Below are 11894 nucleotides of genomic sequence, written 5' to 3'. Positions count from 1 at the left end.
TGCAAACGCCGTGTGATGAGCACGCTCTTCGGCGGAGGGGTGGCCGAGTGGCTGAAGGCGGCGGTTTGCTAAACCGTTGTACGGTGTCAAGCCGTACCGTGGGTTCGAATCCCATCCCCTCCGCCAAAGTTTCCTTTTCCGGTCAGAACCTGCCGTGAGCCTTCTGCAGACTGTGCGGGCGGTCTTACCTGCTGGCCCAAACAACGGTAGATGGGCGTGCCTGTGGGCATGATTGCCCGGGATGCTCTGCGAGATACAGATGATCCAGAGACGATTGCTCGCTGCGGCACTTTCAATCCTGGTGACGGGTGCGGTTGCCGCCGCCCGGGCCGATGACGATAGCACAAGCGGTCGGGGCCAGCTGGACAAGATCCTGGCGGTGCTCCGCCTGCATACCGAGGCGGCAAGCAAGGCATGCCTGTCGGCAATGACCGAGGTGCACGAGACCGAGAAACAGGTCGCCGCACACCAGAACGACGCCGCCAATCACACCGACCTCGATATCGCCCACGACGTGCTGGAGTCTGACTACCAGAACAGCTCACAGATTTGCGGTGCCGACGCAGCGCGAGTCTGCCGCAACGGCGCGACCGGGCCGCTTGCCGCACCGTGCGCGGCGATCCAAACCGTCCCCCCACAGTAGGTCCGCCGGCTGCCGGTCCTTCGAGCCGCAGCAGGGTGCCTCGCAGCCACTAACAGTTCGAAGACGTTGCTGTCGTAATCGCACAAGGTCGCACCGTAAGCGATTGCCGCCATGACGATCGTTACTGCATGACGACAGTCGAACACCGGCGATTACATTTCGAAAACCTTGTCCCAACCATCAAGTTAAGTAAATATTGCGTCAGCCGCGGTAAAAACTTCTTGTACGGTCCCTAACGTTTTGTCAGTCTGATGTTCGCTCATAGCAGAGGCGGATATCACACATGCCACGAGCACTTCATTGGACGCCCGATCAGGATGCCCGTCTGACGGCCATTCTCGACAAGCGTGGCGCCACGTTGCGCAAGGCGGCGCTCCAGCTTGGTGTAAGCCGCAGCTTCGCCCAGCGTCGCGCAAAACTGCTGCATCAGAAAACAACGCGATCACCCTGTTCGCGCGACCGCGAGGACGCCGGATCCGCACCCTTGCGCGCCGGACATCCGATCACCTGGAGTGCGATCAGCTTCCATCCATCGGGTATCGCCGGATCCGGAAGCCGCAGACGATGACAACCGTTGCCCTGCCGACGCCGCCAGCGACTGGCAAGAACAAGTGGCATTCAATATACCGGAGGCGGCATCTATCATGAAGATCGAGCGTCTGTCTGCTAATCCACAAAACGGCTTGCGTGTCTCCATCGGCTGCCTGCCGATGTCCGGTCGCGCAGCCCGAGCGACACCCGAGCGTCTGGCAAAGGGTCAGGACGCACGGGTGCAGGACAATGTGCAACGAATGGTCGGAGCCTTGGCAGCGCTCCTGCCGAATGGTGCTGTCGAGCCGGTGCGTGCGGCGGCGGCCGAGCGATGGTACCGGGACTATGTCATGGGGGTTGTTGGCGCTCGTGATCCGGAAGCCAGCCGCTCCGGCCGAGCCCCGGATATTCATGCTGCCATGCTTGCCCGATCGGCTGCGATCGGACGCTGTCGCGCGGTGCGGGAAGGGCTCGGGCTTTGTTCGGAGTTACGCCTGAAGCTGCTTCTGGTCGACGAGCTTTCCTTCTCCGCGATCGCTGCGATATTGCTTCCCGGTGATTCGAGCGGCCGGAAAAAGATCGCGGCCCAGATGTCGTTTCTGCTTGAGCAGCTGGCCGAACAATATGCATCGATCGATGGTCGACATATCAAACAGTAACGTTCCGGTAAGATAACGATTGACGGCTGGCCCGGCCTGGACTATAAGTTTCTCATACTGGAATTGTTGAGCCCGCCGGGGAAACCCGGCGGGTTTTTTATTGAACTCCGATCATGGGTGCAATTCGATGTTCGCGAACTCGGCTAAGATCGTGTGTGGGGACGTTGTTGCCTGCGGAGCATCGGTCTATGTCGTGCAGGAGACGGTCGAGGACGAACTGACCCTGCTCCGCGTGGAGCGCCAACCGGGCACCCAGCACCGAGCTGATGTCGCACCCGCGCAACTCTCCGACATGGGGCTGAGTGGGCTTCCGCTGCAGCACGTGGTGATCCGCTGCGTGCCGATCCGCCGCTTCGGTTTTGCCAACCTGACGCGCCTGGGCGTCATTCCGGACACGCTCAGATCATCGATCCAGGCTGCCTTGAAGCGTGAACAGGCAGTCCGCCGGTTCGAGAACGGGCCGTCAGTTCGGAGCAACCTGACCGCCTGCACGTCGTCCCGGGGGCGACGGATCAGCGCGGTTCGTTATGCCTGAGGAAGACAGATGGTCTATAGTCCGCATGGTTTTCTCACAACCCATGCCGCGTCCGACATTGCCGGCCATCGGGCGGTGTGCGAATGCTTCTTGAACACGCTCGGGAAGACCGGAAACGCATCTGCTGCCTGTCGCGCCAGCGGCCTGAGCCGCCGTCAACTCAACATGCTGAAGCAGCGCGACCCGGTGTTCGCGACGGCTTATTCGGAGGCGCTGGACGAGGCTGCTGACGTGCTCGAGGCAGAAGCCTGGAGACGGGCACTGGAAGGCATCCCGCATCCGGTCATGAAAGCGGGGCAGCCGGTCTTCGATCAATCCACCGGCGAGGCGGTTACCGTCCAGCGCTATAGCGACCCGCTGCTGGTCCTGCTCCTGCGTGGCTGCAAGCCTGCCAAGTTCGCACAACGAACAGCCGCTTCCGGCGCGGCGCCTGACCCGTATGCCGCCATCAGGGAGATCGCCGCTGACGATGATCCACCGCGGGCATCGACCCGCTAGCAGCCAGGGCGGCAGGGCGGCGCTCAGTCCGGCGCAATGGGCAATCTACGAGGCAGGCTGGGATGCGACGGCGCGGTTCCGGGTCGCGGTCTGCGGGCGGCGGTTCGGCAAGGCTCTTGCGCTGGACACACCGCTCGCCTCGCCGGACGGCTGGACGACAATGGGCGAAGTGGAGGTCGGAACTCGCCTGTTCGACGAGCACGGGCGCATTTGCGCGGTGACGTATGCAACCGACATCATGATCGGGCGCCCGTGCAACCGCATGGTGTTCGACGACGGCAGCGTGATCGTCGCCGATGATGAGCATCTCTGGCCGGTGCGACAGGGATGCGCGCAGATCGATACGTTGTTGACCACCCGCCAGATCGCGCTCGCGATGCGGCAAGGGGGAGGGTTCACTATCCTGGACCGGCTGCTATCCGGTGCCACGGACACGGTGCATGGAATACGGTCGGTGCAGGCGGCGCGGACCCGCCCGGTGCGGTGCATCCAGGTTGATAGCCCGTCGCGCCTTTACCTATGCGGACACTCGAAGGTCCCGACGCACAATACCTTCCTGATGGCAGAAGAGCTGCGCCGGGCGGCCCGGCTGGCGGTTGCCGGCAATGTCGGGACCGAGAACGAGATCTGGTATGGCGCGCCGACCTTCCTGCAGGCCAAGCGGGTCATGTGGGGCCGGTTGAAGCGGACGATCCCGAGAAGCTGGATGGACGGGGCGCCGGCTGAAACCGACTGCAGCATCAGGTTGCGATCGGGCCACGTGATCCGACTGATCGGGCTCGATGCTTCGGAGAACCTGCGTGGTTCCGGCCTGTGGTTCTTCGGCGGCGATGAATGGGCTGACTGCCGGCCGTCGGCCTGGCTGGAGGTGATCAGACCCATGCTGTCGACAGCGCGTGGACATGCATTGTTCATCGGCACACCCAAGGGGTTCGATCACCTGAGGGACGCCTATATCCTCGGCCAGCCTGGTGGTGATCCGAGTTACCGGTCGTTCCTGTTCACCACCGCAGAGGGTGGACACGTTCCGCTATCCGAATTGCAGTCCGCGGAGAAAGAGCTCGATCCGCGGGTCTTCCGACAGGAATATGGAGCCAGCTTCGAGACCTATGCGGGAAGGGTTGTGTACGCGTTCTCGCGCGCGGAAAATGTGAGACGCTGCGCGTATGACCAGTCGGTTCCGTTGCACGTGGGGATCGACTTCAATGTCAATCCGATGTCGGCTACGGTTTGGCAGGAAGACGGCGATACGACGCGGCAGATCGACGAGATCATCCTGCCGACCTCCAATACCGACGAGATGGCAGACGAGATCGCTAAACGTTTCGGGCGCGAGGGATTCGAGCCGGGGCGGCGGCTGGTGGATCACATCACCGTCTATCCGGATCCGGCCGGGGCGCAGCGACGCAGTTCGGCCGGCGGCAGGACCGATATCGGTATATTGCGGGAAAAGGGGTTCGTAGTCTCCGCGCTCCGGGCACATCCACCTGTTCGCGATCGGATGAACGTCATAAACCGGCAGTTCCGAACGGCCGACGGTGCCATCCTGGCGACCGTGGATCCACGTTGCCGGCAATCGATCGAGGCTTATGAACGGCTGATCTATCGAGAGGGCAGCAACGAGCCAGACAAGACGCAAGGGTTCGATCATCTGGTCGATGCGAGCGGCTACTACCTGTTCGGCAGGCGTGCGGTGAATTCGGTCACCGCGTCGGCCAACGCCTTCATGGAGCGATGAACGCATGGATTGGCTTGCATTGCAGGCACGCATGCCGCGCGACGCGTCAATGCCTCGGCGCAGCGCGCGGCTGGCGGCGCTGGAGGCGGTTCTCGAAGGCCGGCAGTATGACGTACTGCCTTATGCGTTCTCCAAGGAACGCAGCGATGCCGGCGAATATGTGCCGCTCGACGAACGACGGCCGTCGGTGCGCACCGGGCTTTGCCGGGTCGTCGTGGAGGATTCCGTGTCTCTGCTTTTCAGCGAGGGGCATTGGCCGTCCGTCACGGCCACCGACAGCAAGACCGCGACGGCCCTGTCCGAGCTGATCCGCGAGACACGCCTGAACGAGATCATGCTCGAGGCGGCGACCCGGGGTTCCGTCGGATCGGTAGCGATCCAGTTGCGGATCATCGAGAGGCGTCCGTATTTCGAGGTGCTATCGACGAAGTATCTCACGCCGGTCTGGCGCAGCGACAAGCCGCGCGAGCTGCTCAGCGTCACCGAGTGCTTCAAGGTGGCCGCCGCGGACCTGGTGGCACAAGGCTACGCGGTCGACTTGGGCTCCGGGCCGTACTGGTTCAAGCGGGTCTGGGACGACACCGCGGAACGCTGGTTCCTGCCGGTGCCGGTCGGTGTCAATCCGTCACTGATGCCGCCCGATCCGGGCCGCACCGTCCTGCACGGGCTCGAGTTCGTGCCGATCGTGTGGATCCGCAACATCTCCGGCAGCGGTGGCCATGATCCGGATGGGCCGGATGGCACCTGCACGTTTGCCGCCTCGATCGACACGGTGATCGAGGCCGACTACCTGCTGTCGCAGGCCGGGCGCGGATTGAAGTACGGCTCCGATCCGACGCTGGTGCTCAAGGACCCGTCGGGCGGCCTCAACCTCGGCGGAGCGGTGCGCTCGGGCGGGGCGGCCTCGGCACTGACGTTGCCGCCCGAAGGCGACGCCAAGCTGCTCGAGATCAACGGCAACGCAGCGGCGGCGGTCCTGGCCCACGTGCAGGAGCTGCGGGCGATCGCGCTCGAGGCCATGCACGGCAACCGGGCGCACGGTGACCGCATGGGAGCGGCACAGAGCGGTCGAGCCATCGAGCTGATGTGCCAGGGGCTGATCTGGCTCGCAGACCGGCTCCGCATCTCGTACGGCGATGCCGGCCTGCTCGCCCTGATGAGCATGCTGTGCAAGGCGTCCAATTGTATCGCGGGCGGCCTCGAGGTCGCCGGGGGAGCAGCTGAAAATCTCGATGCAGGGGGACTGAAACTGGTCTGGCCGAGCTGGTTTCCGGCGAGTTTTGCCGACCGCCAGGCACAAGCGAGCAGCGTTGTGACGTTGCTCGGGGCTGGGGTGATCGACCACACGCAGGCACTCGCCATCGTTACCCCGCTCTACGGGCTTGGGGGCACCGGCCCGCCGGTCGAGGTCGGCACCGACGTCTAGCCGCCTCGCCCAACAACTTCTGCCACCAGGGACCGTGCCGTCATGTGACGGCGCGGCCGGTGGCGTTGAGAAGGACCTGTCCGCGGATGACAGAAAGCAGCCCAGAAGGCCTCCAGCCGGTCCAGTTGCAGGAACTCGTATTGCCTGCAGCGCCGGTGGTGGAGGTCGTGACGCCGGGAGCCGAGGCGACCGAGGTTCCGCGCGAGATCACCGAGTATGAGAGGGAGCTCCGCCTCGAGGTGGCGCGCTACCGCGAGCAGGCGCAGACGGCCGTCGGCGAGCGGGATACCGCATGTGCGGCGGCGGTACGCGATCGCGACGACACGATCGCAACGGTCCGTGCCGATGCAGGCAAGCGGGTGCAGGAAGCGGAGTTGAAGACGCAGGCAATTCGGTCTGGGATTGTCGATCTCGATGGGCTCCGGCTGGCGAATCGCGAGGGTCTCAGCCTCAGCGAAACCGGCGAAGTGCTGGGTGCTGAAGCCGTCGTCGCCTCACTTCGGCAGCAGAAACCGTATCTGTTCGCTGCAGACAGGACCGGCACCGCCACGGGTACCACGGCACAGCTGCAGCGTCCGCCATCACCCGCACAACCGAGCGTGGTGGATGCGCGCAGCCTGTCACGGGAGGCTTGGCATGCCGAACGGGATCGCCTGATCGCCAGTCCCCGCTGATCGGGGCGGGATCGTTCCAATCCCACTGCAGACATGACCCGGTGCAGGCCGGCTCGACGGAAGATTGCCCGCGCGTCCGCCAACGTTCGCGCAGGGCGCGCACCAACAGAAGGTGAAACCACCGCATGCCGATCCAGAACTTCCCGTCCCAGCTGCAGCCGATCATTCAGCAGGGCTTCCTCGCCCGCGAATTCCAGGACGGGCTGCAGTCGCGTCTTGGTTTCCGATCCATCGCCGACCGTGAAGTCTTCCCCAACCGCATCGGTGAAAGCGTCACCAAGACCCGCAAGGGCCTCAAGGCGCCGGTCAGCACGCCGATGTCTCCGACCAACAACACGAACTTCGATAACGGCATGACGCCGTCGGCCTGGACGATCGAGCAGTACACGCTGACCATCAACCAGTATGGCGACACCATCGATCTGAACATGGTCAGCGAGGGAGTCGGCATTGCCAGCCAGTTCCTGGCGAATGCGCGCACCAACGGCGTACAGGCGATGCAGTCACTGGACCGGATCGCCCGCAACGCGCTCTTCGGCGGCGCTTCGGGCGGCGTCGGCGGTTATCTCGGGGGCAATACCCGCGTCACGACGACGTTGGGCAGTGCGGGCAAGACGATCACCGTGGACGACATCCGCGGCTTCCAGAACGTCATGAACAGCAACGGCCAGGTGATCGCGGTCGGCACCACCAGCGGCATGACGGTCACCGTCGGGAGCAACGCCTACACTTTGGTGACCAGTGTGGCGGACTCGATCAACGTCTCGACTGCGCCGAACGGCACGTCCGGCAGCCTGACCTTCTCGACCAATATCGCCGTCTCGGACGGAACGGTGACGCAGGCCGTCATCGCGGCAACCGCTCCCCTGGTGATCCGCCCGAATGGACGGTTGAGCACGGCCGGCCTGGTGGCGCCGATCGGGACCTACGGTGCCAACAGCTATATCCCGGGCGACACGCTGGGGATCCAGACAGTGCTTTCCGCGGTTGCCGCATTGCGCATGAACAACGTGCCAACGGTCGGTGGATCGTACAACTGCTATCTCGATGATCAGCAGATGCTCGGGCTGTTTCGAGACGGCGATTTCAAATACCTGTACCGAGGCGCTTACGGAACCGAGACCTATCAGGCCGGCGCGGTGGTCGAGCTGCTCGGCGTCCGCTTCGTGCCGACGACCGAGGCACCTCAGCAGACGACGCTCGGCGCAGGTGCCATCCACCGCGCGATCGTATGCGGGCAGGGCGCGCTGATCGAGGGCGACTACGCCGATACCGGTCATAGCGACATTCCGGATGCCGAGAAGTCGCTCCTCGAGCGGGTCGACAACGTCGTCATGGTCACCCGCGAGCCGCTCGATCGGCTCAAGCAAATCATCGCACAATCGTGGTACTGGATCGGCGGCTACGCGCTGCCAACGGACGCAACCGCCAGCACGACGATCATCCCGACCGCGACCAACAGCTACCTGAAGCGCGGTGTGGTGATCGAGAGCCTCTAGCTGCGGGCATAGCTTCCGGGAGCAGGGTTGGGTGCCGGAGTGCCGGCGCCTGGCCTGCGTTGTGGCCGATTATGGGAGAATGGTGTGTCTGGCTCGTCAAGTCTTGCGACGACACCGTTTACCGACGCCGAACGTGTCGATATACGCCGGTTCTGCGGCTATCCGGCTTACGGGGCAGGCAGCAGCGGCTTTCAATCCTGGCGGTTCTTCGAGGCGTACGGAACCCTCGAGTTTCGATTGACCAACTTGGCGCCGAGCGAATTCCAGGTAGTACGGCAGTATCTCTTGACGCTCTACAGCATGGAGCAGGCGGTACCCTCGGCATCGACCAACATGGACACTGATCAGGCGGCTGCATGGAAGCATAACAAGTCGGAGATCGTCGAGCGGGCGAGGCTGTTCGATGACTGGTGCCGCCGCCTGATTGCCTTTCTCGGCATACCGGCGGGACCGTCATTTCGCTCAAGTGCAGCAATCATCATCTAGCTCGTCTTCTTGGCGACGTTTAGGGACCGACATGGCAATATTCTTCAGTGGCTGGCTGGGTTATGGGACCACGGTAACTGCCGGTATTCTCGCAGAGCCAGCCGATCCATCCTACCTCAGGCGGCCGATCGTGCTCGGCGACATGAACGCCGGCATCGTCGGCGATGTCGGCAGCGGCACGGTCGGACCGGCCTCCATGGCGTGGGGCCCGATCGGCTTCATGGCTCTGTTCGACGCGCAGAGCTCAGGGAACATGCTGCTCTGGCTGCCACTGCCGGCACCGATCGTGGTCCAGACCGGCAATACCATCACCACCGGTAACGGCGGCAACAGTTTCAGCTTCAATGAATTGCGGAGCAACGTGGGTGCGACCCGGCTCTGGCCATCGGGCAGCATCGTGGCGACCACGGCCGACGGACGCCCGCTGACGGCGGGTGTGCCTCTGCAGGCGACGGGCGGCCTGCTGTCGGCGCAGGCTCTGGCCTTCGGCAGCACGGTCAAGATGGCATCCTTGCCGCAGGCACAACCGACTACAGGCACGGGGCAACTCTGGAATAATGGCGGCGTGATCTCCGTCGCGTAACTTCATCAGAATGGGGGGCATAACGCTTGCTGCAGAGCATGATCAACGCGAGGATCGCGTTGGGATTGGCGCGCGCCGCATCCATTGTCGGCGCGAGCCATCTGCTTTATCGACCCACGAGCGCCACCACCCCGGTTGCAGGAACGCCTCTCGCAACTCTATTCTGCGCGTTCGACGTACGGCCGGATTTCAGGCTGATATCGACTGCTCAGCCTGGTCACAGCTATGCATCGTTGCTGGCGGATCCAACGATGGTCCAGCAGGGCGACTATCTGGTCGGCGACGAGATCCACTTCGTTGCCAAGGTCGAGCCCTTGCGCGCCGCTTTGTGCGTGTTGTGCGATCAGACCGTCGATTTCCTGAACACGGCGGTCGCGACGACGGCGGGAAGCAACGGCTACGGTGGTCGTACCAGCGATACGGATCTCGTCGTCGCACAAGGCTGGCCGGTCAGCATGGCAGCGCGGAACCGGGCAGGGCAGGACATCACGAAACTGCCGAGCGACACGAAGGCCGCCTATTATGAGGTTCTGGTACCTCCCATCCCCAACGTGTTCCTGACGTTCGGAATGCGGCTGCAAGACGTCAACCTGCAGAGCTACGAGATCATCAGTGCGGAGCTCTCGCCGTTCGGCTGGAGGCTCGTAGCGGGGCTTGCGACGACCTAGAAAGTCTATCGCCTTTCAAGAGGAGACGATGCGGGCATGGCGGATATCTCCGACGTGGAGACAGCACTTGTCGGCCTCATTGAGGGGGTAATCTACCCGGGCGGACTGACGCAGCCAAGCGTGAGCGGGACGGTCGTTAAGATCTATCGCGGATGGCCGGCCAACCAGGCGCTCAATAGCGACTTGTCCAACGGCTACATGACGGTGACGGTGTTCAGCCGGCAACACAGCACGCGCGATACGTCACGGTATCCGCGGGTCTGGAGGACGATCTCGGAGATCTCCCCAACCCTGACGGTCGATGTGGTGGGCGACGTCGTCTCGTTCGGCGGGACCGGAGGTGCGGGACAGTCGGCGGGGCTGACAGTGAACGGCGTCGCCTACGCGGTGACACTGACTGCGTCCGACACTTCGGCAACGGTGGCCGCCGCATTTGCCGGTCTGGTGCCTGGTGCGGTGGCGGCGGGTGCTTCGGTCACGGTTGCAGGCGCTCTGCTTGGCGCGCGGGTGGTCGGCAGCGGCACGGCAACCATGGAGACCCGCCGGCAGGAGCAGGGCATCATGATCGCCGTGTGGTGCCCGACGCCGGCCGGTCGGGATCTCCTCGCTTCATCGATCGACAACAGCTTGTCCGGAACTGATTGGCTGACCCTGTCAGACGGCACATCCGCGCGTTTGCAGTATCACGAGACGTTCGAGACCGATCTCTCCGAGAACGCGAACCTTTATCGACGTGACCTCGACTACAAGATCGAATACGCGACCACGGCAATTATGACCGGCGCGCAGATGCTATTCGGGGTCGGCACCCTCGGGGGAACCGGCCCGGAGGTCGGCTTCAGCTGCCTGGTGCCGCCGCCCATGCTGGTGATACCGCCGCTCGGCGCGGTGCGATTCGATGCGTGGTACGATCCGGGCAATCCGATCGATCAGGAATGTGCAGCAGCACTTTCGCCACCCGCGTTCAACGGTCGGCTCCCGCCCAATGCCGTGGTGGTGAATGGCGTGGCATCGTGGCCGTTGGCGACCCAGGCGACAATCGATGCGGAGATTGCCGCGGCTCTGCTTTCCGGCCTGTCGTTCTGGGCCTTCGACAGCTACCAGCCCGGCGACACCTTGAGCCTCGCGCTGCAATTCTACCTCAGCAGCACGATGCGTGGCCGGCTGAATTTCTGCATGCTTGGTCAGACCTCGAATTGGGGAGATGGCGGCCAGGACCAGCCGTCGCTGCTGCGCGACATTACGATGATGACGCAGCCGGGTTATATGACCGTACTCGGCGGTCGGCCGCTGTATTTGGTCCTGGATTCGGCTGCCTCGCAGAACGCCGGCCTGCCCGTCGGCGGAGTTCCCGCAGCGATTGCGTTCGTGCGCCAGCAGGTCCTGGCGGCCGGCGGTGGCGATCCGTATGTCGTCTGGTTGTCGGGTGCCGCGTTGGCGGACTATTCCAATGTCAGCGCGGCGCAAGTCGTCGGTGCGGACGCCTGCGGAGCTTACGCAACGCCACGGCTCAACGGCACGGAGCAGCCTTTCGTGGCGCTCGCGAACGCGGCGACGCTGGACTGGTCGGCGCGGGCCCTGACAGGTTTTCCGATGATCCCGACAGCCATGTGCGGATGGGATCAGCGACCGCTGATCGAGACACCGCAGCCGTTCTACCCGATCCCGTCGGGTCTGGGTCCGAACAACTACTATGACCTCGCGGATAGTCCGGCGATCGGGGCGCACGTCGTGGACATGGTGAACATGATCGTGGCATCGCCCGCCGCATGTCCGGCACAGGTCGGGTTGATCTATGCCTGGAACGAGCTTGCCGAAGGCGGCTGGCTGATGCCGACCTTCAGTGCGGAGGGACCCGATGCGGCGCGTGTCGCCGCTGTCGGCACTGCGCTGGCCGTCGCAGTACGCCAATCGATCGTGCCTCGAATCGACCTCATCAATTGACGGGATGCGC

12 protein-coding genes and 1 tRNA gene are annotated in these 11894 nt (G+C 63.7%); all 13 read left to right on the top strand.

Going from position 1 to position 11894, the window contains the following annotated elements:
- Positions 1-33: 33 nt before the first annotated feature.
- Positions 34-126 (top strand) — tRNA-Ser (locus ACOEQ2_RS01020).
- A gap of 133 nt (positions 127-259) precedes the next feature.
- Positions 260-643 carry a hypothetical protein gene (locus ACOEQ2_RS01015; protein ID WP_419729541.1) on the top strand — a complete coding sequence of 128 codons (384 nt, stop codon included), beginning with the start codon at positions 260-262 and terminating at the stop codon, positions 641-643.
- A 644-nt stretch (positions 644-1287) separates the two neighbouring features.
- A complete protein-coding gene (locus tag ACOEQ2_RS01010; protein WP_419729540.1) occupies positions 1288-1833 on the top strand; it encodes a hypothetical protein in 546 nt (181 codons plus the stop codon).
- A gap of 127 nt (positions 1834-1960) precedes the next feature.
- On the top strand, positions 1961-2368 hold the full coding sequence (locus ACOEQ2_RS01005) for a hypothetical protein (protein WP_419729539.1): 408 nt from the start codon (positions 1961-1963) through the stop codon (positions 2366-2368).
- A 9-nt stretch (positions 2369-2377) separates the two neighbouring features.
- Entirely contained in the window at positions 2378-2866 is a 489-nt protein-coding gene (locus tag ACOEQ2_RS01000) for a hypothetical protein (RefSeq protein ID WP_419729538.1), read from the top strand.
- Positions 2838-4604, top strand: coding sequence for a hypothetical protein (locus ACOEQ2_RS00995; protein ID WP_419729537.1), 1767 nt, complete (start codon positions 2838-2840; stop codon positions 4602-4604). The genes ACOEQ2_RS01000 and ACOEQ2_RS00995 overlap by 29 nt, the downstream gene beginning before the upstream one ends.
- 4 nt (positions 4605-4608) lie before the next feature.
- Complete coding sequence (locus ACOEQ2_RS00990) at positions 4609-6030, top strand: portal protein (protein WP_419729536.1); 1422 nt, start codon at positions 4609-4611, stop codon at positions 6028-6030.
- A gap of 44 nt (positions 6031-6074) precedes the next feature.
- Positions 6075-6704: a hypothetical protein gene (locus ACOEQ2_RS00985; protein ID WP_419729535.1), complete on the top strand. Its 630-nt coding sequence runs from the start codon at positions 6075-6077 to the stop codon at positions 6702-6704.
- 125 nt (positions 6705-6829) lie between these two features.
- On the top strand, positions 6830-8203 hold the full coding sequence (locus ACOEQ2_RS00980) for a DUF4043 domain-containing protein (protein WP_419729534.1): 1374 nt from the start codon (positions 6830-6832) through the stop codon (positions 8201-8203).
- 84 nt (positions 8204-8287) lie between these two features.
- On the top strand, positions 8288-8689 hold the full coding sequence (locus ACOEQ2_RS00975) for a hypothetical protein (protein WP_419729533.1): 402 nt from the start codon (positions 8288-8290) through the stop codon (positions 8687-8689).
- 31 nt (positions 8690-8720) lie between these two features.
- Positions 8721-9272 (top strand): phage tail fiber protein, encoded by a 552-nt coding sequence (locus tag ACOEQ2_RS00970; RefSeq protein ID WP_419729532.1) that lies wholly within the window; start codon positions 8721-8723, stop codon positions 9270-9272.
- Between the two features lie 26 nt (positions 9273-9298).
- A complete protein-coding gene (locus ACOEQ2_RS00965) occupies positions 9299-9940 on the top strand; it encodes a hypothetical protein (RefSeq protein ID WP_419729531.1) in 642 nt (213 codons plus the stop codon).
- 36 nt (positions 9941-9976) lie between these two features.
- A complete protein-coding gene (locus ACOEQ2_RS00960; protein WP_419729530.1) occupies positions 9977-11884 on the top strand; it encodes a hypothetical protein in 1908 nt (635 codons plus the stop codon).
- Positions 11885-11894 lie beyond the last annotated feature (10 nt).

It is taken from the genome of Lichenicola sp., assembly GCF_965198575.1.
GTDB lineage: Bacteria > Pseudomonadota > Alphaproteobacteria > Acetobacterales > Acetobacteraceae > Lichenicola.
Note: the sequence above shows the minus strand (reverse complement) of the source record. Positions and strands in the feature narration are given on the sequence as shown.

Excerpts from the sequence above, each read along its gene's own strand:
- ACOEQ2_RS01015 (WP_419729541.1), top strand. The coding sequence starts at position 260 with ATGATCCAGAGACGATTGCTCGCTGCGGCACTTTCAATCCTGGTGACG.
- ACOEQ2_RS01010 (WP_419729540.1), top strand. The coding sequence starts at position 1,288 with ATGAAGATCGAGCGTCTGTCTGCTAATCCACAAAACGGCTTGCGTGTC.
- ACOEQ2_RS01005 (WP_419729539.1), top strand. The coding sequence starts at position 1,961 with ATGTTCGCGAACTCGGCTAAGATCGTGTGTGGGGACGTTGTTGCCTGC.
- ACOEQ2_RS01000 (WP_419729538.1), top strand. The coding sequence starts at position 2,378 with ATGGTCTATAGTCCGCATGGTTTTCTCACAACCCATGCCGCGTCCGAC.
- ACOEQ2_RS00995 (WP_419729537.1), top strand. The coding sequence starts at position 2,838 with ATGATCCACCGCGGGCATCGACCCGCTAGCAGCCAGGGCGGCAGGGCG.
- ACOEQ2_RS00990 (WP_419729536.1), top strand. The coding sequence starts at position 4,609 with ATGGATTGGCTTGCATTGCAGGCACGCATGCCGCGCGACGCGTCAATG.
- ACOEQ2_RS00980 (WP_419729534.1), top strand. The coding sequence starts at position 6,830 with ATGCCGATCCAGAACTTCCCGTCCCAGCTGCAGCCGATCATTCAGCAG.
- ACOEQ2_RS00970 (WP_419729532.1), top strand. The coding sequence starts at position 8,721 with ATGGCAATATTCTTCAGTGGCTGGCTGGGTTATGGGACCACGGTAACT.
- ACOEQ2_RS00960 (WP_419729530.1), top strand. The coding sequence starts at position 9,977 with ATGGCGGATATCTCCGACGTGGAGACAGCACTTGTCGGCCTCATTGAG.